Raw genomic sequence first — 26958 nt, 5'->3', positions numbered from 1 at the left:
GGCATCAGAAGATGTTGATCGGGTAATCCACGAATACGCGCAGTTCGTTACCGCTGACGTTGTACTCGCTGGATTTCTGCGAAACACGCAGGATCGAGCTACGCAGTTTCACGCTCAGGTCTTTGGCCGGGCCAGACTGCACGACGTATTTGAACTGGTTGAAGATCTCGCGCTCGGTGCCGCCTTCGCTGGTCGAGGTGGTGATGTTGTCGCCACGCACGTAAGCGAAGTTGTAGCTCAGACCCGGTACACCGAAGGCGCCGAAGTCCAGACCGTAGCCCAACTGCCAGCTGCGTTCGTCTTCAGCGTTGAAGTCCGACCAGTAGGAGTTGGCCAGGTAGATGGTGTTGCCACCGTCGCCGACACGACCCTGTTCTTTCTGATAGCCGCCGTAGGCGTAGCCCAGGTTGCTGTCGCCGGTGGAACGCTGATGCGCCACGGTGAACGAGTGCGGGCCGGTCGCGAATGTTGCAGCCAGGCTCCAGATCTTGTTGTCGCGACCGGTCACGATGCTTTCGCCCGGAACGGTGTTTTCGCGCACGTACGAGCTGTCCAGCTTGGTGCGGTAGCCGTTGAAGTCCAGGGTCAGGGACTGATCCTTGTCGATCGGGAACACATAGTTGGCGTTCACGTATTGCTTCTTCAGCACGTCTTCAACGTCGGATGCGTACAACGCGCCTTTGAAGTTTTCAGTGAACTGGTAGCTGCCGCCCAACACGTTGATCGACTTCAGACCACCACTGTCACGGCCTTCAGCACTCTTGCGCGATTCAGCGGTGAAACGACCGGCGTTCAGCTCCAGGCCTTTGATCTCTTTGGAAGTGATCAAGGTACCGGTGTAGCTTTCCGGCAGCAGGCGTGAGTTGTCGTAGTTCAGTACCGGCAGGGCCGGCATCTGGTCGCCGTAGGTCAGCGTGGTGTTCGACAGACGGAATTTGACCGCCGCGCCACCCTTGGACAGGTCGTTGGCTGGCTTATTACTGTCGCCACGCTTGAAGAAGTCGATGCCGCCGGCACCGCTGCGATCTTCGCTGCGCTCCAGGTTCAGTGCGTATAGACCGAACGCATCAACGCCGACACCGACGGTGCCTTGGGTGAAACCGGACGAGAACGTACCGATGGCCGCTTGACCCCACTCGGATTTATCTTTGTTGCCGTCTTTGTAATCACGATTGATGTAGGCATTGCGCAGCAGCACTTTGAGGCTGCTGTCTTCAACAAAACCCTTGGACTCGGCCTGGTCGTTAGCCATGGCCTGAGTGGCGCTCAACATCCCCAGTGCGATCAGACTGATTCGCTTGTTCAACATTTTGTTTTCCTTATTACGGGTTGAAACGCGCTGTGTCGAACGGCGGAAACGGCGCTTTTGCACTCTTTTATTCACCCCGAAACAAAAAGGCCCGCCCACGATAATGTGATGGCGGGCCTGCTCCTCGTTTTGAGTCATGGCGGTTGGCCACAGGCGTTGGGCCGAATCGTAGCCGCGCCCTCAACAATGTGTCAATTTCAAGAATCGTCTTTAAATAGGTAAAAATCGTCTAAGAAACGTAAATTTTGCGCTGACTCGTTGCTGGGAAATGCTTGCAGCCAGTGAATCCAGTGCGTATCACGCACAGCCGTCGATAGCACAAAGTGCAGCGGCTTTACTTGGCTCATCGAGGACGATGGCTTGTCTCAACCAATCGGCAAAAGCCTGCGGCTTGCCCAGCCAGGGACTGATGTCGACCAACTGGAATGTGCCGTCCTGCTCCAGAGCCATGGTCGGAAAACCCTGACCGCCCAATTGCGCCAGAAACCGGCGACTGGCTTTTATATGCCCGTCGCTGTCAACGGACTCCAGCGCAATGTGGAAATCTTCCTGCGCATAGCCCATCTGCATCGCCAATTCCAACAGCACGGCTGAATCGGCAATGCGTCGCCCTTCCATATAGTGCGCGGTCTGCAACCGCCCCAACATACGTAGACCGCCTCGGTTGATGGCTTCGGCCGCCATGACCGCAGCAATCGGTGGCGTCGAATCGAACACGGCCGATTCATCGCGCAGCAAACCTTCAAAATACGCCTCGCCAAAAGGCTGGCCGGTGTATTCGGCGATACGTCGATCATGGGGCATGACGTAATCGCGCAGCTGCGGGGAAACACGCTGGCGATTGGCGCCACTCATCATTCCCCCGGCATGGGCGATCACTGGCAGCACCTGTTGCGCCGCCTCAACCAGCGGCTTGGCGCCGTAGCACCAGCCGCATAACGGGTCGTAAATGTAATGAAGGATCAAAGGAAAACTCCGGCACAAAGTCAGGAAAATCGATGGCCGCAGATTAGACCTCGAACGTTTGCGGAAAAACGCCGGAATGGCTTTCAGTCTGTTTCAAGAATCGGTCGAATTGTCTGAGCAGTGAGATTGTGTCGGAGCCGACACAAATTGAAACAATCAGAAAAGGGAACTTATAAGGAATAATTAACGGAAGTAAATGCAAAGCATTACCATTCGCGCGTTCGAATTCCTCCACCCTTTCGGAAGCGCTGTTCAATGCCTGCCCCGTTCCGTCTTACTCCCGTCACCCTTGGGCTTTCTGCTTTTCTGTCCAGCGGTTTTGCCTACTCTGCGACCGAATTACCCGCCACCGCGATCAGCGCCGAAGCGCAAGCCGATGACCCTCGGGTAAAGCTCAGCAACACCGCGACTCGCACCTCTACGCCGGTGCGCTATGTGCCGCAGGCGATCGATTCGATCAAGACCTCGAACGTCGCCAACTACGGCACTAATGACATCGCCGACGCCTTGAGCGGCATGCCCAACGTCAGCAGCAGCGCCGACACCCGTTTCGACAGCCTGCGCATCCGCGGCTTCGATGCCAGCAACGACTTCTATCTGGACGGCATCCGCGACGACAGCCAGTACAAGCGCGACCTGCACAACATCGAGCGCGTCGAAGTCCTTAAAGGCCCGGCCGCCGTGTTGTATGGTCGCGGCAGTCAGGGCGGGATCGTCAACCGCGTGAGCAAAATGCCCGAGTTCGGCCGTCGCTCGACCATCGAAGCCCAGGGTGGCAGCGAAGATCTGCGCAGCCTTTACGCTGACCTCAGTACCGACCCGAGCGAAAACATCAGTCTGCGCCTGAACATGGGCAACATGGATGAAAACAGTTTCCGCGATGGCGTCAGCGGTAACCGCCAACTGTTCGCGCCATCGATGAGCTGGCAACTGACGCCGGATCTGAACTGGCTGGTGCAATACGAATACAGCCGCTACAACCGCACCCCGGATCGCGGCATCCCCGGCGTCAACGGGCGCCCGGCGGATGTCGGTCGTGACACGACCTACGGCAACGATCACGACTTCATCGACGACAAGTCGCAGTCGCTACGCTCGAAACTCACTTACGAAATCAATGACAACTGGCAACTGCGCCAGACCCTCGGCGTGTTCAAGCTCGACAGTGATTTCGACAACACCTACCTCACCGGTTACACGCCGGCGACCAACAAGGTCACGCGCCAGCACTGGCAGCAGGATCTGACCACCCGCAACGTCTATAACAACGTTGAACTGGAAGGTGGATTCGACACCTTCGGCCTTGAGCATCGCCTGTTGACCGGAATCGAGATCGGTAGCCAGCGTCGCGATCCTACGCTGTACAACGCCGCCACCGGCAGAACGCCAGGCGCACAACCGGTGCCGTCGCTCGATCTCTTCAATCCGAATCGCGATCTGCGCCACACCGGCAGCATGCAGGTTTCCAGCAGTAGCCACACCGAAGTCGAAAGCCGCGCAGTCTACGTGCAGGATCAGTTGCGTCTGAACGACCAATGGCAAGTGCTCGCCGGTCTGCGTTACGACACCTTCGATATCGAGTCGACCAACAAGCTGCGCAACATCTCCGAAGACCGTGACAGCCACAGCACCAGCCCGCGTGTGGGTCTGGTCTGGACGCCGCTGCAGAATCACTCGTTCTACGCCTCGTGGTCGAAAACGTTTTCGCCAGTGGGCGGCGGCTTGATCGGCATCACCCCAGGCGCGGCCGGCAACACCAACGACCTCAGCCCCGAACTGACCAAGCAGAAAGAAATCGGCGTGAAAAGCGACTGGTTCGATGACCGACTGAGCACCACGCTGGCGATCTACGACCTGGAACTCTACAACCGCCGCACCACCGATCCTAATGACCCGACCCTGACTGTGATGTCCGGTCTACAGCGCTCGCGCGGGATCGAGTTGACGGCCACCGGCAACATTGTCGGCAACTGGTACATGCGCGGTGGCATCGGTATGCAGGACGCGAAGATCGAGAAGGACAACAACGGCCTCGAAGGCAAACGCATCAACAACGTCGCCAAGCACAACGGCAGCCTGTTCCTGACCTGGAAACCGGAGATGGGCTGGTACGGCGAAACCGGCCTGACCCTGGTCGGCCAACGTTATGCCGATAACGCCAACACCACCGTGTTGCCGGGTTATGGCCGCTGGGATGCGCTGGTCGGTTACCGCTTCAAGGATTGGGATTTGCGCGGAGCGCTGAACAACATCACCGATCGCGAGTACTACGCGTCGGCGACCAGCCAGTATCAAATCCAGCCAGGCGCGCCGCGCAGCGTCGTGATGACCGGCACCTACAGTTTCTGATTTCACATAAATCCCTGTGGGAGCGAGCCTGCTCGCGAAAGCGTCGGGTCAGTCGACATCGTTGTTAACGGATCCATCGCATTCGCGAGCAGGCTCGCTCCCACATTGAATGGGTGTGTACAAAATAGTCGTGCATAAAAAAGCGCCGCCATCCCGGCAGCGCTTTTACCAATCCCTGTTGTTGTTCTTACCCTTCCATCACAGCCCACAACGCATCCAGTTCGGCCTCGCTGAACAGGTCAGCGGGGTAACGCTCGATCATCATCCGGCGCGGATCAGGTTGCCTGATCTGACGCGTTCCATTGGACTTCAACCAGTGCGCGACAATCTGGAGCGATTCGCCGTTAACGGCCATGGGATGCAACGTCCGCTCGCTGACTACGTTCACTTCGGCGTTCATTTCAGCGCTCTCTCCCCGTTCGTGAGCGGCTACGTTATCCAAGGTTTATGACAGAACTGTTGAAGTTCTTCCCCCTCCCTAGTGCCCTTTGTCGGATACAAGACCTATGCCAAGGTTTCTCATTTGTCGACAAGCGGATACAAAGAAGCCCGCAGTCCTGTCGGAATGCGGGCCTCAGTTGATGCATAGCGAGCTAATCACTGCCCGGCTGATTTGTTAATCAACTCAAGCTGTTACAACTCAACTCACTCTTTGTGCGGCGCGGGTTGCTGTTGGGTAAGGCAGTGAATATTGCCGCCGCCCAGTAACAGTTCGCGGCCCGGCACCAGCACCACTTCGTGCTGCGGGAACAGCTTCTGCAGAATATCTTTTGCCGGGGCGTCCATCGGATCGTCGAAGCTCGGCGCGATGATGCCGCCGTTGACGATCAGGAAGTTCACGTAGGAACCGGCCAGACGCACGGACGGATTGCGTTCCTGCGTACCATCCACCGGATCGACACCGGCGCACTCTTCTTCGGTCGCGTACAGCGGCCCCGGAATCGGCATTTTGTGCACCGTGAATGGGCGCCCCTTGGCGTCGGTGCTGCTTTGCAGGACTTTCATCGCAGCCTGGCAGCGCGGGTAGTTCGGATCCTGTGGATCGTCGGTCCACGCCAGCAGCACTTCACCCGGACGCACGTAGCAGCAGAAGTTGTCGACATGACCGTCGGTTTCGTCGTTGAACAAACCGTCCGGCAGCCAGATGATTTTATCCACAGCCAGATTGGCGCTGAGCACCGCTTCGATTTCTTCGCGGCTCAGGTGCGGGTTGCGATTGCGGTTGAGCAGACACTCTTCGGTGGTGATCAGCGTGCCTTCGCCGTCGACGTGAATCGAACCGCCCTCGAGCACAAAACCTTCGGTGCGATAACGCGGGCTGCGCTCGATCTCGAGGATCTTGCCGCCGACCTGCGAATCACGATTCCACGGCGAGTACAGACCGCCATCGAAACCGCCCCAGGCGTTGAAGTCCCAGTTCACACCGCGCACTTCGCCGTTGTTGTTGATGACGAAGGTCGGGCCACTGTCGCGTACCCAGGCGTCATCGCTGGACATCTCGACCACGCGGATATTCGGCACATCGAGGCGTGCGCGGGCGTTTTCGTATTGGCCAGCGGAGACGGCGACGGTCACCGGTTCAAAACGCGCGATGGCCTTGGCCACCGCTGCGTGGGCGGCTTGCGCCGGTTTGCCGCCAAGACGCCAGTTGTCCGGGCGCTCTGGCCAGATCATCCAGGTCTGCGTCTGTGGCGCCCACTCGGCCGGCATGTGAAAGCCGTCGGCGCGCGGGGTACTTTTCAAGGTGGTCATCGGGATCAGGACTCCAGGGAACCGTCGAGGGTTTTCAACGCGCCGTACAGGTTCGGACGGCGGTCACGGAATGAACCCCACGCGCTGCGAATGCGTTCGAGCTCGTCGAGGTTGAAAGTGTGCACAAGAATACCTTCTTCGGTTTTATTCAGCTCCTGCACTTTTTCGCCGAACTGGTTGGCGATGAACGAAGAGCCGTAGAACGTGATGTCGTAGCCGTCCTGTTCTTCGTTGCCGATGCGGTTGCTGGCGATCAGCGGCATCAAGTTTGCGCCGGCATGACCCTGTTGCACGCGTTGCCAGTGGTCGCGCGATGAAATGGTCTTGTCGTGCGGCTCACTGCCGATCGCGGTTGGGTAGAACAGAATTTCCGCACCTTGCAACGCCATGCTGCGTGCGGCTTCCGGAAACCACTGGTCCCAGCAGATGCCCACGCCGATTTTTGCGTAACGGGTGTTCCACACTTTGAAACCGGTGTCGCCCGGGTTGAAGTAGTACTTCTCGTGGTAGCCCGGGCCGTCCGGGATGTGGCTTTTACGATAAATCCCGAGGTTGCTGCCGTCGGCGTCGATGATCGCAATGCTGTTGAAGCGCGCACGGCCGGCCAGCTCGTAGAAGCTGATCGGCAGCACCACTTGCAGCTCTTTGGCGATTTTCTGGAAATGTTTGATCGCGACGTTTTCTTCCACCGTCGTCGCCAGTTGCAGGTAGTCCGGGTTCGGCTTCTGGCAGAAGTACGGCGCCTCGAACAGCTCCTGGATCAGGATGATCTGCGCGCCTTTGGCGGCGGCTTCGCGCACCAGTCGTTCAGCGATTTCGAGGTTGGCTTCAAGATTCCAGGAACAGGCCATCTGAGTGGCGGCAACGGTAACGATACGGCTCATGAATCATCTCCGGGCAAGTGCTTTGACGGCCGAGAATTCGACCGAAAAGAAAAACGCGCGCACCGGACATGAGATCACCATGCCGGAGCAATGGCGACTTTATAGCCGATAAATATCGGCTTTAGAAGCTGATTAAATGCCTTTCGTCTAAATAAATTCAATAAAAGCCGATACAAATCGAACTAACAGCCCAAGACAAAATGTGGGAGCGAGCTTGCTCGCGAATGCGGTGCATCAGTAACTGCATAGGGTGACTGACACACCGCTTTCGCGAGCAAGCTCGCTCCCACAGGGGATTGGCTTCGTTTTACAGACCCTCGCTGAGGACCTGATCGAGCATATCGACAAAGAAATCCACACTCTGACGCGACGTCACCATCGGCGGTTTGATCTTCAGAATATTCAGATCATCGCCGGTCGGCTGCATGAAAATCCCCAGTTCACGCAAGCGATCGCACAGTAACGCCGTCTCCTCGGTCGCCGCCTCCAGCGTCTCGCGATTACGAATCAGCTCAAGCCCCAGATAGAACCCGGAACCGTGCACCGCACCCACCAGCGGATGTTTATCGATCAACGCTTCGAGCCGCACCTTGAAATGGCCACCGACCACCTGCGCGTTCTCCCAGAGTTTTTCTTCTTCCATCACATCGAGCACCGCCATGCCGATCTGGCAACTGACCGGACTACCGCCCGCCGACGAGAAGAAGTAACCCTCGGCCTCCAGCGCCTCGGCAATTTCCCGTCGAGTGATGACCGCACCCAGCGGTTGACCGTTGCCCATGCCCTTGGCCATACAGATGATGTCCGGCACCACGCCCTGCTCTTCAAAGCCCCAGAAGAAATGGCCCATGCGCCCGTAGCCGACCTGCACTTCATCGGCGATGCACACCCCGCCCTGCGCGCGCACCAGCGCGTATGCCTGCTGGAGATATCCCGGCGGCAGCGAGATACCGCCGGCATTGCCATACACCGGCTCGCAGATAAACCCGGCCAATTGGCGCTTCTGTTCGGCGAGTCTTGCCAGGTGATGCTCAACGCTGCGCACGTAATCCGGCGCTGAATCGAGGCCACGGAATTCACCGCGATAAGTGTTCGGCGCTGGCACTGGATGCACCCAGTCCGGGCGGCTTTCCAAGGCTTTCGGGTTGTCGGCAATCGAGGTCGAAACCGCATCGGCACCGACGGTCCAGCCGTGATACGCCTCGAGCACGCTGATCATGTCGCGCCCGCCGCTGTAGGCCCACGCCAGACGAATCGCCAGGTCATTGGCCTCGCTGCCGCTGTTGACCAGAAACACTCGATCCATGCCCTGCGGTGCCAGCTTCAGCAAGCGCTCGGAAAATTCCGCTACCGCCGCATAGTTGAACCGCGAGTTGGTGTTGAGCAGCGACCACTGGCGCGCCGCAACGGCCGCCATGCGCGGATGACCGTGACCGAGCACCGCAACGTTGTTGAGCATGTCCAGATAGGAGCGGCCCTGCATGTCGATCAGGTGATTGCGCCAGCCGCGTTCGATGCGCGGCGGGTCGACGTAGTAGTGTTTTTGCGTACGGGCGAAACTGGCATCGCGGCGTTCGAGCAGGGTTTTCGCGTCCAGCTCAGGTTCGGCATCACAGGCCAGCCCCAACAATGCCGCCGGCGATGGGCACAGCGCCTGCCAAGCCGCTGCTTGCGCCGGGGTGCAAAACAACGGCGCATTGAGCTGCGCGCCTCGACACAACTGCACCCGCAATGGGCCGCCGACCGCGCCCAGCACCTGACCTTTGACCAGCGCCGCGCCGCTGTGCAGCGAAGGTGTCACGCCCCACAGACGAACTCTCAGCTGTGGACCATCCAGTTGCAGCACGCCGTCCGCCGCTTGATGCAGCACGCCAGCAAACGGTGCTTCCACAGTGGTGCCGTTGGGCACGCGCAATTCAACATGCAGCGGGAACGTGTCGGGCTCTGCGGCGCTATCGGGGCGAGTGCGTGACAAACGGTACTGACCGTAACGACTCGCCGCTAGCCCATGGACCGCCGCCGCTTCGGTCAGCAAACGCTGATCAATGCCCTCCTGCTCCCAATTGCCGGCCTCGAAATGCGGACTCAGAACGCCCAGATCGATCAGCGCAAATTCGCGCCCCACCAGACCCGGCAACAATGGCGCGAAACCGTCACTCTCGATCGCCGGCAGTGCATGACCGACAGCTGCGAGGATCGCTGCTTCCATCAGCGCCAAGGACACCGAAGTCGCCACCCGAAAGATTTCCCATTCATGGCTGAGGTTGTCGCGGCTGTAAGTATTCGCAGGATCGATGCTGACCTGTTGTTCGCCACTGAGCACCAGCACCGCCGCGCGCGCCACGATCAACGGCCACAGCGCTTGCAGCTCTTCGTATTGCAGCGGGTTGACCGCGTGATACGCCTGAACCGCCGGCAAGATGACAAACGGATCACCGCTCGCGTGGTGCAGCAACGCCGCACAGGTCACCGACAGATCGGTGATGCGCCAGGTGCGCACCAGATCGCCGAAGTCGATCACACCCTGCAATTGCCAGTGACGCTGGGCATCGCGCGCCCACACGGCGTTGTCATCGGTGATGTCCATATGGATCGCCTGCACCGGCAGCTTGTCCAGCAACGGCTGCAAACGGCGCTCGGCTTGCGCGGCGACGTCGGCAATCAATGCGCGTTGCTGTTGGTCTTCGATCACCGGCAGCAGATGGCTGATCAGTGCACTGGCGTGGCGCGCATCCCACTGCAAAGTGCGCTCAAGGCCAGGATGGTCGAACCCGGCCAGCGCCAGGTCCATCTCACCGCAGAGCCGGCCAAACCCGGCCACCACGTCACGCCCCAGGTGATCGAGGTGCGTGAGCGGCTGGCCTTCGATGTAATCCAGCAGCCGCACATGCACCGCTTCGCCGCCGGCCTCCAGTGACAGCAGATCCGCGCCGCTATTGGCCGCGATCACACGTGGCACCGTCACCGCCGCGTGCTCGGCCAGATACTTGAGGCCCGCATGTTGGGCTTGCAGCTCCACCAAGGCGTAATCGCCACGGCAGATTTTCAATACGAAACGCCCGCGCGGGCTGTCCACGCGATAATTCAGATCCTGCTGGCTGCCAAGCGCCTGCAATGTGCCGCTGAGCCCGTAATGCTCCGCCAGCCATTGCTGGGCCAGCTCTGCAGAAACCTGCGGGCTGGGCAAACTGGCGCGATGAATCAACGTGGCGAGCGGCATGAAACGACCCCTGAAATTTTATTAGGCGCCTATATCGCCATTGCTGGACGGGATCCGCAACCCCCAACCGCGCAAAGGTATCCGGGCTATTTGTCTTGCAGCACTCGCACCCTCCGGCACTTTGCGCAAGAATGTCGGCCATTCACACTTGCCGATGGAAATCCTCATGAATGTAATCACCACCGACCTGCCCGGTGTCCTGATCATCGAACCGAAGGTGTTTGGTGACGAGCGCGGTTTTTTCTACGAGAGCTTCAATGCCAAGTCGTTCCAGGAAGCCACCGGTCTGGACACGCAATTCGTGCAGGACAACCACTCGCGCTCGCAAAAAGGCGTGTTGCGTGGCCTGCATTACCAGTTGCAAAACACCCAGGGCAAACTGGTCCGTGTGACGGTTGGCGAAGTATTGGATGTGGCCGTGGACATTCGCCGCAGCTCGCCGCACTTCGGCAAGTCCGTAGCGGTACGTCTTTCTGCCGACAATCATCGCCAACTGTGGGTGCCGGAAGGTTTTGCCCATGGTTTCGTGGTACTGAGCGAGTTCGCCGAATTCCTCTACAAGACCACCAACTACTACGACCCATCGTCCGAGCGCAGCATTCGTTGGGATGACCCGGCTCTGGGCATCGACTGGCAGCTGGACGAAGCGCCGAAGCTGTCCGCCAAGGATCAAGCCGCAGCGTTGCTCAAGGACGCTGACGTCTTCGCTTGAGGCCGGGCATAATGCGCCTGTCCCTACAGGCGCATCCGGCTTATGAAACCAACCCTTCCCCGCAGACCTCGCTGGCGCAGCCTCGCCCTGCTGGCCCTGTGTCTGGCGCCGCTGTTGTGGCCGCTGGAGCATCTCGCCGAGCGCTATTACCGCAGCGAACTGGCCGGGCAGAACCGCCAGACCCTCGACCTGTACGTCGCCAACCTGCTGGGCACCCTGCACCGCTATGAAGTCTTGCCGCAGATCCTCGGCGACCTGCCGGCGCTGCGCGCGGTACTCGGTGCCCCGGACGACGGCGTTACCCAAGGCAATGCCAATCGCCTGCTGAAGAACATCGCCGCGCAAACCGGCGCTGAAGTCATGTACCTGATGGACACCAGCGGCCAAACGCTGGCGGCGTCGAACTGGGACAAACACGACAGTTTTGTCGGCCGCAATTTCTCGTTCCGGCCGTATTTCAGCGAAGCCATGGCCGGACGTCTCGGACGCTTCTTCGGTCTCGGCACGACGTCGGCCAAGCGCGGTTATTTCTTCGCCGCCGCCGTACGCAACGGCGAAAAAATCATCGGCGTGCTGGTGATCAAGGTCGACCTCGACCACACCGAAAGCCTGTGGGGCAAAACTCCGGAGCAACTGTTGGTGACCGACCACAACGGCGTGGTCATCCTCACCTCGCGCCCGGAATGGCGCTTCCGCTCGACCCGTGATTTGAGCGATATCGAACGCTCAGCGATCACCGCCATTCAGCCCTACCCGACCCGCGAACCGCGCCCGCTGAACCTCAGCCCCAGCGCGTGGCTGATCCAGACCCACGACATCGCCGAAACCGGCTGGAGCGTCAGCATTCTTGCCCCGCGCACGCTGATCGACCGTCCGGTGCGTACCGTGGTCGCCATCGGTGGCGCCACGTTGCTGGTGGTGATGTTGTTGCTCGGCCTGATGATGCAGCGCCGCCGGCATTATCTGGAGCGCATCGCTTTCGAGGCCAAGGCACGCCGTGAACTGGAAGGTCGCGTGGCGGAACGCACCAGCGACCTCGAGGGCCTCAATCGGCGCCTGAAGGAAGAAGTGCTGGAACGTGAGCAAGCCCAGCAAGAACTGGTGCGCGCCCAGGATGACCTGGTCCAGGCAGGCAAGCTGTCGGCGCTGGGGACCATGTCAGCGAGCATCAGCCACGAACTCAATCAGCCGCTGGCAGCGATCCGTAGCTACGCGGAAAACGCCGAGGTGTTGCTCGATCATCAGCGCACCGACGACGCCCGTGGCAACCTCAAACTTATCAGCGAACTGACCGGACGCATGGCCTCGATCATTGCTCATCTGCGCGCCTTCGCCCGGCGCGATCGCCACGCGCCGGAAAGCGTAGCCCTGCAGCCGGCGCTGGACGATGCGCTGGCCTTGCTCGCCAAACGTCGCCGCAGCATGGACGTTGAGCTGATCCGCGATCTACCGGCCGCCACCCTGTGGGTCGAAGCTGGCGAAACGCGCCTGCGCCAGGTGCTCGGCAATCTGCTCGCCAATGCCCTCGATGCGCTCACCGAGAAAGGCCCGCCGCGCAAACTGTGGCTGAGTGCCGAATCCACCGCCGAGGGCGTCAATCTGTACATTCGCGACAACGGCCCGGGGTTTTGCATGGAAGCCCTCGGCCGCGCCAGCGAGCCCTTTTACACCACCAAGACCCGCACGCAGGGCCTGGGTCTGGGGCTGGCGATCTGTGAAACGCTGATGCGCGCCTTCGGCGGTGAACTGTCGTTCGCCAACCACAAGCAAGGTGGCGCCTTGATTACCCTGCGGCTGCGCGCCGGTGCGCCCGGGGTCAGCCTGCAACCGTCCGAGGATCGAAGTGCATGACCATCGACAATCGCATTCAGGTGGTATTGATCGACGACGATCCGCACCTGCGTCAGGCCCTCGGCCAGACACTGGATCTGGCCGGCCTGAAAATTCTGCCGCTGTCCGAGGCCAAGGGGCTGGCCGCACAGCTTGAGCGTGACTGGCCGGGCGTGGTGGTCAGCGACATTCGCATGCCGGGCATGGATGGCCTGGAATTGCTCAGCGAATTGCACGCGCAAGACCCCGAGCTGCCCGTGCTGCTGATCACCGGCCACGGCGACGTGCCGCTGGCAGTGCAGGCCATGCGCGCTGGCGCTTATGACTTTCTCGAAAAACCCTTCGCCAGCGACGCGCTGCTCGACAGTGTGCGTCGCGCGCTGGCCCTGCGCCGCCTGGTACTGGACAACCGCAGCCTGCGTCTGGCCCTCAGCGACCGCAACGAATTGAGTGCACGGCTAGTCGGCCATTCAACGCCGATGCTGCGTTTGCGTGAACAGATCGGCGCGCTGGCCGCGACCAAGGCTGATGTGCTGATCCTCGGCGAGACCGGTGCCGGCAAAGAAGTCGTCGCCCGCGCACTGCACGATTTATCCAGCCGCCGTAACGGCCCGTTTGTGGCAATCAACGCCGGTGCACTGGCCGAATCCGTGGTGGAAAGCGAACTGTTCGGCCACGAACCCGGCGCGTTCACCGGCGCGCAAAAACGCCGGATCGGCAAGTTCGAATTTGCCAATGGCGGCACGCTGTTTCTCGATGAAATCGAAAGCATGAGCATGGACGTGCAGGTGAAACTGCTGCGCATGCTGCAGGAACGCGTGGTCGAACGACTGGGCGGCAACCAACTGATTCCGCTGGATATCCGCGTGATCGCCGCGACCAAGGAAGACCTGCGTCAGGCCGCCGATCAGGGCCGCTTCCGCGCCGACCTGTATTACCGCCTCAACGTCGCGCCACTGCGCATTCCGCCGCTGCGCGAACGTGGCGAAGATGCGCTGGTGCTGTTCCAGCACTACGCCGATGAAGCCAGCGCCCGCCACGGTCTGCCGCCCCACGAACTGCAACCGGCACAACGCGCCTTGCTGTTGCGCCACACCTGGCCGGGCAACGTGCGCGAACTGCAGAATGCCGCCGAACGTTTCGCCCTCGGCCTGGAACTGGCGCTGGATAACGCTGGCGCCGAAGGCAATGGCAGCACCATGGTCGAGGTCATCAATGGCGGGCTCAGCGAGCAAGTAGAAAACTTCGAGAAGTCATTGATCGCCGCTGAACTGGCGCGCTCGCATAGTTCAGTGCGCAGCCTCGCCGAAGCCTTGGGCATTCCGCGCAAGACCCTGCATGACAAGTTGCGCAAGCATGGTCTCAACTTCGGCGACAGCAGCCATGGGGACGAGAACGAATGAGCACAGACACTCGCTATCTGGAGTCGGTCCTGCATCACGACATCCCGCTGACACGGGACATGGGCCTCAAAGTGCTCGACTGGCATGAACAGCAGTTGAGTCTGCATTTGCCACTCGAGCCGAACGTCAATCACAAGAGCACCATGTTCGGTGGCAGCCTCTACTGCGGCGCGGTGCTAGCCGGGTGGGGCTGGTTGCATTTGCGTCTTAAAGAAGAAGGCATCGCCGACGGGCACATTGTGATTCAGGAAGGGCAGATCAGTTATCCGCTGCCGGTGACGGGAGATGCCACGGCGATTTGTCCGGCGCCTGATGTGGCGGTGTGGAAGAGGTTTCTGGCGATGTATCAGCGTTATGGGCGGGCGCGGTTGACGCTCGATACGCGGATCGTCAATGCGGGTAGTGTTGAGGATGCCGTGACATTTACCGGGCAGTATGTTTTGCACCGCTGAAGATCAAAAGCCCCTCACCCTAGCCCTCTCCCCGAGGGAGAGGGGACTGACCGAGGTGTCTTGCGTTATACATCGACCTGAACGATCGCAGCGATTATGGATTCAGCAAAGTTCGACCAGGTCGGCGTTGCTCTGAAATATCCTGCGGTCGGCTCCCTCTCCTGGGGGAGAGGGCTGGGGTGAGGGGGATTACGGATCAGCCCACTTAACCCCGAGCCAACTCCAACAATCTGGAACGCCACGCCGCCTTCGCCGGCAGCGCCAAAAAGAACTCATTGAGCAGCGATTCCCGCGCCGGATAACAGAACGCGTTCCCGCACAGATCCAACACCTCACCACCCGCCCCTTCGAGCACACCTTGCGCCGCCGCCGTGTCCCATTGCGAAGTCGGCGCCAGTCGCGGATAGCAATCCGCCGCGCCTTCGGCCAACAGACAAAACTTCAGCGAGCTGCCAATGTTCGCCAGTTGCAACTCGCCAAGGCTTGCACTCAGCCCAGCCAACAAACGCTCCTGTTCCGGGCTGGAGTGTCGACGACTGGCCACCACGGTAAACGCCTCTCCCGGCCCCGGCACATCACGCACCTGGATCGCAACCGGCGTGCCGCCCTTGTCGCAACGCCAAGCCCCAAGCCCGGCGCCGCCGACATAGAAGCGACCATTGGTTGGCATCGACACCACGCCAAACACCACCCGACCGTTTTCGATCAGCGCAATATTGACGGTGAATTCTTCACTGCCGCTGATGAACTCCTTGGTGCCATCCAGCGGATCCACCAACCACCAGCGCTGCCAGCCCGCGCGCACGTCCTGAGGGATGTTGGCGTCTTCTTCCGATAACACGGGAATGCTCGGATCCAGCGCCGTCAGCCCGGCCAGGATCAGGTGATGCGCGGCCAGGTCCGCCGCCGTCACTGGCGAGTCATCGGACTTGGCCGTGACTTCAACGCCAACGCGCCAGAACGGCAAGATCGCCTCGCCAGCCTGCAATGCCAGCTCAACGACCGGGGTCATCAACGGGTGGGGAAACTTCATCGACATCTCACTCATGCTGGAAAGAACCCACGCTCGGTCAACAGATCGCGGGTCAAATACAGGGCTGCCAGCGCGCGACCTTCGGAGAATTGAGGATTGAGCGCCAGCGACGACAGTTCGCGCAGGTTCACTTTATCGACGCGCATCGGCTCCGGCTCATCGCCTTCCAGACGCTCCTCATACAAATCAGTGGCCAGGACCACCTGAATCTTCTGGCTCATGTAACCGGGCGACAGCGACAGTTCGGTCAGATGCTCCAGTTGCCGTGCGCCAAAACCGGCCTCTTCCTTGAGCTCGCGCTCGGCCGCCGCCAACACATCTTCACCGGGCTCGATCAGGCCTTTGGGCAGAGACAGTTCGTATTCATCAGTGCCGCCGCAATACTCTTCGATCAACACCGCGTGTTCGGCGTCCAGCATCGCCACGATCATTACCGCGCCGTAACCCGCACCTTTGCCGACCAGACGCTCATACGTGCGTTCCACGCCGTTGGAAAAACGCAGTTTGAGTTCTTCAACGCAAAACAGGCGACTGGTGGCGACGATCTCGCGGGCAAGTACGGTGGGTTTCTGGCGCATGCAAAGCTCCTTGGCGTGAACGCGCTACTATAACGCGGCTTTCCCGATTGTTTATGTCGGATATCTTTCTACCGTTCGAGACGTTGCCATGCCTTCATTACCATGGTCCGACATCGATACCGTTCTGCTCGACATGGACGGCACGCTGCTGGATCTGCACTTCGACAATCACTTCTGGCTGGAACACCTGCCCCAGCGTTACGCCGAACTGCACGGGGTCAGCCGCGCCATGGCCGAAATGGAATTGCAGCCGTTGTTCGAACGCCATGCCGGCCAGTTGCAGTGGTACTGCCTGGATTTCTGGAGTGCCGAGCTGAAGTTGTCGGTGCGTGAGTTGAAACAGGAAACCGCGCACCTGATTGCCCTGCGCCCGGACGCCGATACGTTTCTGGCGGCGATCAAACGCGCCGGCAAACGGGTGATCATGATCACCAATGCCCATCGCGACTCACTGTCGCTGAAGCTTGAGCGAATCGAACTGGCGCCGTATTTCGAACGGCTGATCAGCTCGCATGATTACGGTTTTCCCAAGGAGAATCCGCAGTTCTGGGATGCCTTGCAGGCGGACATCGGCTTTGATCCGGCGCGCAGTCTGTTTATCGACGATACCTTGCCGATTCTGCGCAGTGCGCGGGAATTTGGTGTGGCGCATTTGCTGGCGGTGAAAGAGCCGGACAGCCGCAAGGGACCGAAGGACACGGCTGAGTTTGCGGCGGTTGAGGATTATCGCCGTTTGATCGCAGGGCTTTGATACTGAGTTGCCCCATTCGCGAGCAGGCTCGCTCCCACATTTTGAATGCGATCCAATGTGGGGGCGAGCCTGCTTCGGGTGGCGTTCCGACGGGTTACTCAGGAATACGCAGCGTCTGCCCCGGATAGATTTTGTTCACATCCTTGAGCATCGGTTTGTTGGCATCGAAAATTTTCTGATACTTGTTGGCATCCCCGTACACGCGCAGAGAAATCGCGCTGAGAGTGTCACCCGACTTGACCACGACAAATTGTGCGGCAGTGACAACTGGCCCGCTCACGGTGATCTGATCATCCACGCTGCCAACCCCGGCAATATTGCCCACCGCCAGCAGAATCTTCTCTTTCTCTTCCTGACTCGCCACTTCACCGGTGACAGTCACTTTGTCGCCATCCACCGTCGCCTGCACATTCGGATTGCCCAGGCCAACCTTGCTGATGTGCTCCTTCAACTGCTCACTGGCATTGGCGTTGCCCGGGGTCAGCAGATCGAGCAGCTTTTCACCGGCTTCTTTTACAAAACTTAAAAGACTCATCGTGGTTCTCTCCATGGAATAAAGGTTCAGTCGTCCAAGCCTAGACCACCGCAGACAAACCCGGTTCCAAGCCGACCAATGACCCTGCCACCGCGCAAGCGGTAGAATCCCCCAACCCTGCCAGCGCCCGGAGCGAAGATGGACATCAAGCAGCTGAAATTCCTCATCGCCCTCGACGAAACCCGCCACTTCGGCCAGGCCGCCGCGCGTTGCCACATCACCCAGCCAACCCTGTCGATGCGCCTGCGCAGCCTCGAAGAAGAACTCGACCTGCCGCTGGTCAACCGTGGCCAGCGTTTCGAAGGTTTCACCGCGCCGGGCGAGCGCGTGCTGGCGTGGGCACGTTCGGTGATGGCGGCTTACGACGGGTTGCATGCAGAAGCGGCAGCCTGTCGTGGCAACCTGATCGGCACGCTGCGACTGGGCGTGGTGCCGCTGTCGAGTTTCGATCCGCTGCCGTTGATGCAACGTCTGCACAGCGCCCACCCGAACCTGCGTTTCGAAATGTCGGCGCTGAGTTCTGAACAGATCCTCGAACACCTGGCGAACAACCGTATCGACCTCGGCGTGTCCTATCTGGATCGTCTGGATAACGAACGTTTCGAATCACTGGCCTTCAACGAAACCCGCATGGGCCTTTTATACGACCAGCGAACCTTTACCTTCGGTGAAGCACCGTTGAGCTGGGAATCGCTGATCGAACTGCCGCTGGGCATGCTCACCAGCGGCATGCATTTTCGCCAGTCCATCGACCACAACTTCCACAGCCGCAGCCTGACCCCGCAACCCTTGCTGCAAACCGACGCTGTGCATCAATTGTTACAAGCAGTACACGGCGGTTTCTGCTGCGCGATCATGCCGCTCGACGGCGGCCTGGAAAAACTCACCGACCACCTGCGCCTGCAACCCATCGAAAACGCTCAGACCCTCGCGCCGCTGGGCCTGATCATGCGCCGTGGCGCCCCACGTTCAGCGCTGGCCGAGGCCTGTTTCGCGCTGTATCAGAAATCGCCAACGGCCCCTTGATCGACGGCATCTATCGATAGATCGACACTAGCGATTAGACGCGACAAGTTGCCGCGCCTAGTCTTAACGTTGATCAAACCGTCGGTGATGCCATGAACGCCAAGCGCCCAGCCTGCGCGGCGCCTGCACTTGAAACGCCCGCGCCTGCCGCCAGTCAGACCTACAGTTACAGCGATTTGCCCCGCGAGGAATCGGCCAGCACCGCGCTGGCCGAGGAAGTCGCGTTGGCGATCGCCTACAACGGCATCAGTCAGGCGGTGATGCTGGTGACGCCGACCGATCTTGAAGACTTCATCGTCGGTTTCAGCCTCGGCAGCGGCATCATCGAAGACGCTACCGATATCTACGACCTGCAACTGACAGGGGCCGGCTCAGCACAATATGCGCAAGTGACCATCGCCAATCGCGCTTTCTGGAACCTCAAGCAACAGCGCCGGCAAATGGCAGGCACCAGCGGGTGCGGCTTGTGCGGCGTGGAAGCGGTGGAGCAAGCGTTGCCCGATCTCAAGGTGCTGCCCGGCGCAGCGCTGCCACCAATCGAATGGCTGGACGGTTTGCGCCAGCGCATCGGCGCGTTTCAGCCTTTAGGTCAACACTGCGGCGCGGTGCACGCGGCAGTGTTCATGAATGGCAGCGGCGAATTACTGCTCGGGCGCGAAGACATCGGCCGGCACAACGCCCTCGACAAGCTGATCGGCGGGCTGATCCGCCAGAAGATATCCACAGCAGGCGGACTGGCGATTGTCACCAGCCGTTGCAGCCTCGAATTGATCCAGAAAGTCTTGCGTGCCGGCATCCAGACCCTGGTCAGTCTGTCCGCACCCACCGGCCTCGCCGTGCAGTGGGCCCGTCGACACAACCTCAATCTCATCCACCTGCCGCAGAAAAGTGCGCCGCGGGTGTATAGCCCCGCGATGGAGAATCAAGCGTGAGCCAACATCATCAAGCCGACCAGAAACCTGTCCCGCGCTACAAGCCTTACAAAGGCGCCGCCGGCGGCTGGGGTGCCCTGATCAGTGTGGCTCAGGCCTGGTTGACCAGCGACAACGCCCTGAAAAACCTGCGCATGATGCTCAAGACCAACCAGAACGGCGGCTTCGACTGCCCGGGGTGCGCTTGGGGTGATTCGCCGGAAAGCGGCATGGTCAAGTTCTGCGAGAACGGCGCCAAAGCAGTGAACTGGGAAGCGACCAAGCGCCGCGTGGACGCCAAGTTCTTCGCCAAGCACAGCGTCACTTCGCTGCTGGAGCAGAGCGACTACTGGCTCGAGTATCAGGGTCGTCTGACCGAGCCGATGGTCTACGACGCCGAAACCGATCGCTACAAACCGATCAGTTGGGACGACGCCTACACGCTGATCGCCAAACACCTGCAAAGCCTGCCGAGCCCGGATCTGGCCGAGTTCTACACCTCGGGTCGCGCCAGCAACGAGGCGGCGTATCTGTATCAGCTGTTCGTGCGCGCCTACGGCACCAACAACTTCCCTGACTGCTCGAACATGTGCCACGAGGCCAGCGGTGTGGCGTTGGCGCAAAGCGTTGGCGTCGGTAAAGGCACGGTGACCTTCGACGATTTCGAACACGCCGACGCGATTTTCGTCTGGGGCCAGAACCCCGGCACCAACCACCCACGGATGCTCGAACCGCTGCGTGAAGCAGTGAAGCGCGGTGCACAAGTGGTGTGCATCAACCCGTTGAAGGAACGCGGCCTGGAACGTTTCCAGCACCCGCAACACCCGATCGAAATGCTCACCAACGGTGACAAGCCGACCAACACCGCCTATTTCCGTCCGGCGCTCGGTGGCGACATGGCGCTGCTGCGCGGCATGGCCAAGTTCCTCCTGCAGTGGGAGCGTGACGCGCAGAAGGAGGGCGAACCTGCCGTGTTCGATCACGACTTCCTCAATGCCCACAGCGCCAACGTGCTCGAGTACCTGGGCGTGGTCGATGACACACCGTGGGAACAGATCGTCGAGCAATCAGGCCTGACTCTTGTCGAGATCGAACAAGCCGCGCGCATGTACGCCAAAGGCAAGAACGTGATCATGTGCTGGGCGATGGGCATCACCCAGCACCGCCATTCGGTGCCGACCATCCAGGAAATCGCCAACCTGATGCTGTTGCGCGGCAACATCGGCAAACCGGGTGCGGGTCTGTGCCCGGTGCGCGGCCACAGTAACGTGCAGGGCGACCGCACGATGGGCATCAACGAGCGTCCGCCGGCGGCGTTCCTCGATTCGCTGGAGCGTCGCTTCCAGTTCAAGGTGCCGCGCCACAACGGCCACAACGTGGTCGAGGCGATCCACGCGATGGCCGAAGGTCGCGCCAAAGTCTTCATCGGTCTGGGCGGTAACTTCGCCCAAGCCACGCCGGACAGTCCGCGCACGTTCGCAGCGCTGAGCAATTGCGACCTCACCGTGCAGATCAGCACCAAGCTCAACCGCAGCCATCTGGCTCACGGCAAGGACGCGCTGATCCTGCCGTGCCTCGGTCGTACCGACATCGACATCCAGACCGAAGGCCCGCAAGCGGTCACCGTGGAAGACTCGTTCAGCATGGTTCACGCTTCCAACGGTCAGTTGCAGCCGCTGTCGAACCAGATGCGCTCCGAGCCGTCGATTATCGCCGGTATCGCTGCCGCCACGCTGGGCAGCAAACCGGTGGACTGGAACTGGCTGGTGGCCGATTACGGGCGCATCCGCGACCTGATCGCCGACACCATTCCCAACTTCAAAGAGTTCAACGAGAAGATCAAAAACCCAGGCGGTTTCTACCTCGGCAACAGCGCTGGCGCGCGCAAGTGGAACACGCCGTCGGGCCGCGCCAACTTCCGCGCGAACATGCTGCCCAAGGATCTGGTCCACGAACGCACCCGCGCCACTGGGCAACTGCCGGATCTGATCCTGCAATCGATGCGCTCCCACGATCAGTACAACACGACGATTTATGGTCTCGATGACCGTTATCGCGGGGTCAAGGGTCAGCGTGATGTGCTGTTCGCCAACGAGGCGGACATCATTCGTCTGGGCTTCCGTCCGGGGCAGAAGGCTGACATCGTTTCGCTGTGGGATGATGGCCGCGAGCGTCGGGTTAAGGGCTTCACGCTGCTGGCATTTGATATTCCGGCCGGGCAAGCGGCGGCGTATTACCCGGAAGTGAATCCGCTGGTGCCGTTGGAAAGCACTGGGGATGGCAGCCATACGCCGACGTCGAAGTTCATTGCGATTCGACTGGAAGCGGCGAGTGAGACCGGGTTGATCATGGCCAAGTCTGCTTAACACGGCGCTTGAATCGGCCCCTTCGCGAGCAGGCTCGCTCCCACATTGGACTGCATTTCAAATGTGGGAGCGAGCCTGCTCGCGAAGGCGGTTGGACATTCAATGCATTTCTTCCCGCTCGCACTTTTCAAACGCCCACAAAAAAGGCCGCTTTTTCACAAAAGCGGCCTGTCCGAAGTAGCTAAAGACCGGCAAAAATCAGCTAAGTTCCGCTGATAAAACAGCAACTTGCAAAATTGTATACAAGTCGTGTTATTCGTCGGATTTCGATTGTCACGCTTGTTACACAGCCTCAGGATCGGCGCCGTCATCCCTTTGAGGCTCATCTATGAAGTTCTCCTCGATTCTCTTGTTGTCCCTTGGCCTGGTCAGTGGTTTGGCGTCTGCAGGCGGCACCACCGAAGCAGGTGTGGGCGGCGCATTGGGCGGGGTTCTTGGCTCGGTCGTCGGTCAGTCTTTAGGCGGCAATACAGGTTCCACCATCGGCGCAGCCCTGGGCGGCGCGGGTGGTAGTGCGGTTGGTGCCGACAAACGCAGCCGTGGCGAAGCCGCCATCGGTGGTGCGCTGGGCGCAGCCGGCGGTAACGTAGTCGGCCGCAGCATGGGCGGCACCACCGGCAGCCTGATCGGCTCCGCAGCAGGTGGTGGTGCCGGTGGCGCGCTCGGCAACTACATGGGCAACAAGAGCGATGACGACGACCGTCGTTACGACCGTCGCCATGATGATCGCCGCTACTATCGCGACGACCACCGTGGTCGCGGCCATGCCTATGGCCACCGCAAGCATCACAAGTACTATCGCCATCGTTAAGGCGAATGCTTGAATAAAAATCGCAGCCCGAGGGCTGCGATTTTTTTTTGCCTATTTCAAACCACCAGACGCTCCAGCGCCTCGCGCAACCGGGCAGGGATCGGCACTGGCTGATTACTCGCCCGATCGACGAATACATGAACGAAGCGCCCGGCCGCGCACGCTTCACTTTCGCCGACCTTGAACACCGCCAGTTCATATTGCACCGAACTGTTGCCCAACTTGCCGACCCGCAGACCGATCTCGATCAGATCCGGAAACGCGATCGAGGCGAAGTAATCACACGCCGAGCTGACCACGAATCCCACTACTTCACCGTCATGGATATCCAGACCTCCGACCTGAATCAGATAGGTGTTCACCGCCGTGTCGAAGAAGCTGTAGTAAGTGACGTTGTTGACGTGACCGTAGGCGTCGTTGTCATGCCAGCGCGTTGTGATGGGCTGGAAGTGTGGGTAGTCGGCGCGTTGTGGCATCGGGTTGGACATTGCTCAACAATCCCTGAAGTTAATGGGCGAGTCTAATTCAAAATCGCGCTGCACCCTTCGCGAGCAGGCTCGCTCCCACATTTGAAATGCGCTCTCCTGTGGGAGCGAGCCTGCTCGCGAAGGCGTCAGCACCGCCGCCAGACTTAACGATCTGCAAATCCCTTACCCTGCGCCGCCAACTCACCAATCAACCGTGCCGGTTTCCACTGATCACCCTGCCGCGTCTCCAGCGCCAGCAAGCGCTGATGAATATCCGCCAGCCCATGCTGATCGGCCCAGGCCATCGGCCCGCCCTTCTCCGCCGGGAACCCGTAGCCGTTCAGATACACCAGGTCGATATCGTGCGCGGACTCGGCAATACCTTCCTGCAAAATCTTCGCGCCCTCGTTGACCAATGCCAGCAGGCAGCGCTCCAGAATCTCCTCAGGACCGATCTCGCGACGTTGAAAGCCCAGACCTTCACTGACCTGCAATACCAGCGCATCGACCTCAGGATCGTGTTCCGCCTGACGACTGCCCGGTTCGTAATGGTAATAACCGTTGCCAGACTTCTGGCCAAACCGGCCCAGCTCGCACAAGCGGTTATCCACCTGAACCTGCGGCGCATCCTGCCCCTTCCCGGCCAGCTCGCGTGCACGCCACTCCAGATCGATGCCGACGACGTCGTACATGCGAAACGGCCCCATGGCGAAACCAAAACCTTGCAGCGCCGCGTCGATCTGCTGTGGATAAGCGCCTTCAAGCAACATCTTGCGCGCCTCCAGTACATACGGATGCAACATGCGATTGCCGATAAACCCGTGGCAATTGCCCGACACCACACTGACCTTGCCCATACGCTTGCCCAGCGCCAGCGCTGCATCCAGAACTGCCGGCGAAGTCTGCGCGCCGCGCACGATTTCCAGCAGTTTCATGATGTGCGCCGGGCTGAAGAAATGCAGGCCCAGCACCTGATTCGGACGCTTTGTCGCTGCGGCTATCGCATCGATATCCAGTGCCGACGTATTGCTCGCCAACAGTGCCTCTGGCTTGAGCAAGCCATCGAGTTCACGAAAAATCTTCTGCTTCAGCTCAAGATTTTCGTACACCGCCTCGATCACCAGATCGACATTGCGGATCGCCGCGTAATCCGCCGCCGCCCTGACCCGAGCGATACGTGCATCCGCCTCGATCTGATCAATCCGGCCTTGGCGCACGTTGTGTGCATAGGTTTCGGCGACGGTGACGAGTGCCTGCTCAAGCATCTGTGGATTGTTATCCACCCACTGCACGCTCACGCCGGCATTCGCCAGGCACATGACAATGCCACGGCCCATGGTGCCCGCACCGATCACGGCGGCCTGCTGAATATCGAAGGATGTCTGGCTCATGTTGTTCTCTTGTTGGCGATCCAAAGACTGGTCTCACCATAGTCAGCCAGCGACGGTTTTTGAAGTTTATTACCGTGATGATCGACATTCAGCGGATGGATGCAGGCGCCCTGACTCCCACAGGATTTATGTTTAATCGAGCAAATGATCGTCAGCCCATTTCCGGACTTCGGCATAGGGATACTCTTCCAATGCCGCAAACCCGGGAATCGCTCGCGCCTTGAGCTTGGTGAACAACGGCACGCTGATCCCGCACAGAAACCTTGTCAGCCGCTCCGCCGTCGGCAGAACCCCGGTGTGCTGCTCATGCTTGTGGATAAAATCGCCACACAGCGCCGCAAAGTTTTTATCCACAAGCGCTGGCAACTCCGGTGGTGGCGGCAACCGCGCAACCTGGCCGTGACACACCGAACAATGCCCACATCGCTCGGGCGCATTGTGATCACCGAAATACTCCGCCAGGCGATAACCCAGGCAGCGTTCGGTGGCGAACACTTCAAGCATCGCGTGGATACGCGCCACTTCAGCCTGCTCATGCCGGGTGAAATATTCATGCAGCTCAGTGCTCAGAACATCGCTGTCAAAGTCGCTGTTCAGCAGACTGTAGACCTCGGTCATCTGCTTGCTTTCCAGCTCGACCCAGCCCTTCTCCTGAAAATAATCCAGCGCCTTCACCACCCGATTGCGCTCGGCGGAATACTGCGAATACATCGCCTCGAAATTCACCGTTGCCCAAGTGCGCGCACGCGCCGAGGTCTGAATGATTGCGGCGACGAAATCCCTGCGCTCACCGTCGAAACGCTCAAGCAGTGCTTCGGGTTCCAGCAGGTATTTGAAACGGTATTCGGCGTAGTAGGCGTAGCGCGGCGCAATCAAACCGCGCAGCTCCAGTTGCACCAGCAATGTCTTTAACGGAAGTGAGCGAATATTGCTCTGATCCGCCAATGGCCCGAGCAGAAACTCCCACTGGCCTTCCGGCACCGAGGCTTTCAGTTCGTTGAGCACATAACGAATGCCGTCGCGCTCCGGGGTATCACCGTAAACGAAGTTTTCCAGCACATTGAGGCTGTCGCGATTGGCCAATACCAGGCAGTCCGACGGCTGCCCGTCGCGTCCGGCGCGGCCGATTTCCTGACTGTAGTTTTCGATGGATTTGGGCAGATCAAAGTGCACCACATGGCGGATGTCACTTTTGTCGATGCCCATGCCGAAAGCGATGGTCGCGACGATGCAATTGGACTGCCCGGCCATGAAGCGTTTCTGGATCGCCTCGCGTTTGTCGTGGGCTAAACCTGCGTGATACGCCTCGGCCTGAATGCCATTGCGCTCGAGGTGTTCGGCGATGTGTTCAGCGGTTTTCTGCAAGGTCACATAGACGATGCTCGGCTGTCCCGGGCGCTCGGCCATCCACTCCACCAGCCGCCGGCGCTTGTCCTGGCCACGTACCGGCTCCACCAGCAGATTGAGGTTGGGCCGATAGAAACCGGTGGTCACCACATCAGCGGCGGCGATCGCGAATTTAGCCTGCATGTCGGCGATGACTTTCGGTGTTGCCGTAGCGGTCAGCAGCAAGGTTTGCGGGATATTGAACTGACGCTGATAGTCCGGCAGCTTGAGATAATCGGGCCGGAAGTTGTGGCCCCATTCCGAGATGCAATGCGCCTCGTCCACCACCAATAGCGAGATCGGCACCTGCTGCAAAAAGTTGCGAAAACGCTCGTTCTTCAAGCGCTCCACCGAGATCATCAGAATTTTCAGTTCACCCGAACGGGCGCGGGCCATCACATCATTGGCGTCATCGCGGCTCTGCGCCGAATCGATGCTGCCCGCCGAGATACCGTGTCGCTGCAAAAAGGCCAACTGATCCTGCATCAGCGCCAGCAACGGCGAGACTACCAGCGTCAGGTGCGGCAACATCAGCGCCGGCAATTGATAACAAATCGACTTGCCGGAACCGGTGGGAAAAATCGCCGCCGCCGAGCGCCCGGCCAGCACCGCGCTGATCGCAGCTTCTTGTCCGGGTCGAAACTGTGGAAAACCAAAAACCTGTTCCAGGGTGTTGTGCATTCGCTGTCACTCCATTGACTGCTGCCATGCCAACAGCCTAGCGGGCGATCGCAGCGAGTCGAGAAAAGGTCGGGGCCAAATCGATTCGGAATGATACAGCGATTACTTGAACGTCACGGTCCTGTGGGAGCGAGCCTGCTCGCGA

Annotated in this window: 22 protein-coding genes and 1 pseudogene; 11 read left to right on the top strand and 12 right to left on the bottom strand. The window is 59.9% G+C overall.

All coding sequences use genetic code 11. The features are described from left to right. Positions 1-4: 4 nt before the first annotated feature. Positions 5-1309, bottom strand: a complete 1305-nt coding sequence (locus tag L8H52_RS28600; RefSeq protein ID WP_242209859.1) for an OprD family porin — start codon at positions 1307-1309, stop codon at positions 5-7. 297 nt (positions 1310-1606) lie between these two features. Beyond that, positions 1607-2275 (bottom strand): DsbA family protein, encoded by a 669-nt coding sequence (locus tag L8H52_RS28595; protein WP_242209860.1) that lies wholly within the window; start codon positions 2273-2275, stop codon positions 1607-1609. 255 nt (positions 2276-2530) lie between these two features. On the opposite strand from L8H52_RS28595, the gene L8H52_RS28590 reads away from it, so the two are divergent. Then, complete coding sequence (locus L8H52_RS28590; RefSeq protein WP_242209861.1) at positions 2531-4624, top strand: TonB-dependent siderophore receptor; 2094 nt, start codon at positions 2531-2533, stop codon at positions 4622-4624. 10 nt (positions 4625-4634) lie between these two features. Beyond that, positions 4635-4727, top strand: a pseudogene (locus L8H52_RS30555) (metal ABC transporter ATP-binding protein); the annotation flags it as partial. An 84-nt stretch (positions 4728-4811) separates the two neighbouring features. On the opposite strand, the gene L8H52_RS28585 reads toward L8H52_RS30555, so the two are convergent. The 4 genes from L8H52_RS28585 to L8H52_RS28570 all read right to left on the bottom strand — a co-directional run bounded on the left by L8H52_RS28585 (position 4812) and on the right by L8H52_RS28570 (position 10480). Then, the gene (locus tag L8H52_RS28585; RefSeq protein WP_016986304.1) at positions 4812-5024 is read right to left on the bottom strand and encodes a hypothetical protein; all 213 of its coding nucleotides are present in this window, start codon (positions 5022-5024) and stop codon (positions 4812-4814) included. A gap of 245 nt (positions 5025-5269) precedes the next feature. Next, a complete protein-coding gene (gene aguA / locus L8H52_RS28580; RefSeq protein ID WP_242209862.1) occupies positions 5270-6376 on the bottom strand; it encodes an agmatine deiminase in 1107 nt (368 codons plus the stop codon). Between the two features lie 5 nt (positions 6377-6381). Then, positions 6382-7260, bottom strand: coding sequence for an N-carbamoylputrescine amidase (gene aguB / locus L8H52_RS28575; RefSeq protein ID WP_242209863.1), 879 nt, complete (start codon positions 7258-7260; stop codon positions 6382-6384). A gap of 307 nt (positions 7261-7567) precedes the next feature. Beyond that, a complete protein-coding gene (locus L8H52_RS28570; protein ID WP_242209864.1) occupies positions 7568-10480 on the bottom strand; it encodes an aminotransferase in 2913 nt (970 codons plus the stop codon). A 166-nt stretch (positions 10481-10646) separates the two neighbouring features. On the opposite strand from L8H52_RS28570, the gene rfbC reads away from it, so the two are divergent. The 4 genes from rfbC to L8H52_RS28550 are packed head-to-tail and all read left to right on the top strand — an operon-like array spanning position 10647 to position 14877. Continuing rightward, entirely contained in the window at positions 10647-11192 is a 546-nt protein-coding gene (gene rfbC, locus L8H52_RS28565; RefSeq protein WP_242209865.1) for a dTDP-4-dehydrorhamnose 3,5-epimerase, read from the top strand. Positions 11193-11234: 42 nt separating this feature from the next. Beyond that, a complete protein-coding gene (locus L8H52_RS28560) occupies positions 11235-13043 on the top strand; it encodes an ATP-binding protein (protein WP_242209866.1) in 1809 nt (602 codons plus the stop codon). Then, positions 13040-14425, top strand: a complete 1386-nt coding sequence (locus L8H52_RS28555; RefSeq protein WP_242209867.1) for a sigma-54 dependent transcriptional regulator — start codon at positions 13040-13042, stop codon at positions 14423-14425. The genes L8H52_RS28560 and L8H52_RS28555 overlap by 4 nt, the downstream gene beginning before the upstream one ends. Beyond that, entirely contained in the window at positions 14422-14877 is a 456-nt protein-coding gene (locus L8H52_RS28550) for a YiiD C-terminal domain-containing protein (RefSeq protein WP_242209868.1), read from the top strand. Before L8H52_RS28555 ends, L8H52_RS28550 begins: the two co-directional genes overlap by 4 nt. 205 nt (positions 14878-15082) lie before the next feature. Here L8H52_RS28550 and cysQ read toward each other — a convergent pair whose 3' ends face one another. Next, the gene (gene cysQ / locus L8H52_RS28545) at positions 15083-15916 is read right to left on the bottom strand and encodes a 3'(2'),5'-bisphosphate nucleotidase CysQ (protein ID WP_242209885.1); all 834 of its coding nucleotides are present in this window, start codon (positions 15914-15916) and stop codon (positions 15083-15085) included. A gap of 5 nt (positions 15917-15921) precedes the next feature. Beyond that, on the bottom strand, positions 15922-16488 hold the full coding sequence (gene nudE / locus L8H52_RS28540) for an ADP compounds hydrolase NudE (protein ID WP_242209869.1): 567 nt from the start codon (positions 16486-16488) through the stop codon (positions 15922-15924). A gap of 88 nt (positions 16489-16576) precedes the next feature. Here nudE and yrfG point away from each other — a divergent pair, with 88 nt between their 5' ends. Beyond that, positions 16577-17239 (top strand): GMP/IMP nucleotidase, encoded by a 663-nt coding sequence (gene yrfG, locus L8H52_RS28535; protein ID WP_242209870.1) that lies wholly within the window; start codon positions 16577-16579, stop codon positions 17237-17239. 94 nt (positions 17240-17333) lie between these two features. Here the strand turns inward: yrfG and lysM are convergent, their stop codons facing one another. Then, a complete protein-coding gene (gene lysM, locus L8H52_RS28530) occupies positions 17334-17774 on the bottom strand; it encodes a peptidoglycan-binding protein LysM (RefSeq protein ID WP_064388966.1) in 441 nt (146 codons plus the stop codon). A gap of 138 nt (positions 17775-17912) precedes the next feature. Between lysM and L8H52_RS28525 the strand changes: the two genes are divergently transcribed. From L8H52_RS28525 to L8H52_RS28510, 4 genes are all read left to right on the top strand, one after another. Continuing rightward, positions 17913-18800: a LysR family transcriptional regulator gene (locus L8H52_RS28525; protein WP_242209871.1), complete on the top strand. Its 888-nt coding sequence runs from the start codon at positions 17913-17915 to the stop codon at positions 18798-18800. A gap of 92 nt (positions 18801-18892) precedes the next feature. Further along, on the top strand, positions 18893-19732 hold the full coding sequence (fdhD, locus tag L8H52_RS28520; RefSeq protein ID WP_242209872.1) for a formate dehydrogenase accessory sulfurtransferase FdhD: 840 nt from the start codon (positions 18893-18895) through the stop codon (positions 19730-19732). After that, positions 19729-22077, top strand: a complete 2349-nt coding sequence (locus L8H52_RS28515; RefSeq protein ID WP_242209873.1) for an FdhF/YdeP family oxidoreductase — start codon at positions 19729-19731, stop codon at positions 22075-22077. The genes fdhD and L8H52_RS28515 overlap by 4 nt, the downstream gene beginning before the upstream one ends. Positions 22078-22405: 328 nt before the next feature. Beyond that, positions 22406-22888 (top strand): glycine zipper domain-containing protein, encoded by a 483-nt coding sequence (locus L8H52_RS28510; protein WP_034151892.1) that lies wholly within the window; start codon positions 22406-22408, stop codon positions 22886-22888. Between the two features lie 56 nt (positions 22889-22944). On the opposite strand, the gene L8H52_RS28505 is transcribed toward L8H52_RS28510, so the two are convergent. The 3 genes from L8H52_RS28505 to L8H52_RS28495 form a co-directional block, all read right to left on the bottom strand. Continuing rightward, positions 22945-23376 carry a thioesterase family protein gene (locus L8H52_RS28505; protein ID WP_242209874.1) on the bottom strand — a complete coding sequence of 144 codons (432 nt, stop codon included), beginning with the start codon at positions 23374-23376 and terminating at the stop codon, positions 22945-22947. A gap of 143 nt (positions 23377-23519) precedes the next feature. Beyond that, positions 23520-24746 (bottom strand): 3-hydroxyacyl-CoA dehydrogenase, encoded by a 1227-nt coding sequence (locus tag L8H52_RS28500; RefSeq protein WP_242209875.1) that lies wholly within the window; start codon positions 24744-24746, stop codon positions 23520-23522. A gap of 132 nt (positions 24747-24878) precedes the next feature. Next, positions 24879-26813, bottom strand: a complete 1935-nt coding sequence (locus L8H52_RS28495) for an ATP-dependent DNA helicase RecQ (protein WP_242209876.1) — start codon at positions 26811-26813, stop codon at positions 24879-24881. Between the last annotated feature and the right edge of the window lie 145 nt (positions 26814-26958).

Source organism: Pseudomonas sp. CROZ-RG-20F-R04-15 (genome assembly GCF_022662375.1).
Classification (GTDB): domain Bacteria; phylum Pseudomonadota; class Gammaproteobacteria; order Pseudomonadales; family Pseudomonadaceae; genus Aquipseudomonas.
This window is presented reverse-complemented; position numbering and strand designations above follow the sequence as displayed.

Coding starts and splice junctions, on each gene's coding strand:
- L8H52_RS28570 (WP_242209864.1), bottom strand. CDS start 10,480: ATGCCGCTCGCCACGTTGATTCATCGCGCCAGTTTGCCCAGCCCGCAG.
- L8H52_RS28495 (WP_242209876.1), bottom strand. CDS start 26,813: ATGCACAACACCCTGGAACAGGTTTTTGGTTTTCCACAGTTTCGACCC.
- L8H52_RS28550 (WP_242209868.1), top strand. CDS start 14,422: ATGAGCACAGACACTCGCTATCTGGAGTCGGTCCTGCATCACGACATC.
- yrfG (WP_242209870.1), top strand. CDS start 16,577: ATGCCTTCATTACCATGGTCCGACATCGATACCGTTCTGCTCGACATG.
- aguA (WP_242209862.1), bottom strand. CDS start 6,376: ATGACCACCTTGAAAAGTACCCCGCGCGCCGACGGCTTTCACATGCCG.
- L8H52_RS28500 (WP_242209875.1), bottom strand. CDS start 24,746: ATGAGCCAGACATCCTTCGATATTCAGCAGGCCGCCGTGATCGGTGCG.
- L8H52_RS28600 (WP_242209859.1), bottom strand. CDS start 1,309: ATGTTGAACAAGCGAATCAGTCTGATCGCACTGGGGATGTTGAGCGCC.
- L8H52_RS28560 (WP_242209866.1), top strand. CDS start 11,235: ATGAAACCAACCCTTCCCCGCAGACCTCGCTGGCGCAGCCTCGCCCTG.
- aguB (WP_242209863.1), bottom strand. CDS start 7,260: ATGAGCCGTATCGTTACCGTTGCCGCCACTCAGATGGCCTGTTCCTGG.
- L8H52_RS28525 (WP_242209871.1), top strand. CDS start 17,913: ATGGACATCAAGCAGCTGAAATTCCTCATCGCCCTCGACGAAACCCGC.
- L8H52_RS28555 (WP_242209867.1), top strand. CDS start 13,040: ATGACCATCGACAATCGCATTCAGGTGGTATTGATCGACGACGATCCG.
- lysM (WP_064388966.1), bottom strand. CDS start 17,774: ATGAGTCTTTTAAGTTTTGTAAAAGAAGCCGGTGAAAAGCTGCTCGAT.
- fdhD (WP_242209872.1), top strand. CDS start 18,893: ATGAACGCCAAGCGCCCAGCCTGCGCGGCGCCTGCACTTGAAACGCCC.
- L8H52_RS28510 (WP_034151892.1), top strand. CDS start 22,406: ATGAAGTTCTCCTCGATTCTCTTGTTGTCCCTTGGCCTGGTCAGTGGT.
- L8H52_RS28585 (WP_016986304.1), bottom strand. CDS start 5,024: ATGAACGCCGAAGTGAACGTAGTCAGCGAGCGGACGTTGCATCCCATG.
- L8H52_RS28590 (WP_242209861.1), top strand. CDS start 2,531: ATGCCTGCCCCGTTCCGTCTTACTCCCGTCACCCTTGGGCTTTCTGCT.
- nudE (WP_242209869.1), bottom strand. CDS start 16,488: ATGCGCCAGAAACCCACCGTACTTGCCCGCGAGATCGTCGCCACCAGT.
- rfbC (WP_242209865.1), top strand. CDS start 10,647: ATGAATGTAATCACCACCGACCTGCCCGGTGTCCTGATCATCGAACCG.
- cysQ (WP_242209885.1), bottom strand. CDS start 15,916: ATGTCGATGAAGTTTCCCCACCCGTTGATGACCCCGGTCGTTGAGCTG.
- L8H52_RS28505 (WP_242209874.1), bottom strand. CDS start 23,376: ATGTCCAACCCGATGCCACAACGCGCCGACTACCCACACTTCCAGCCC.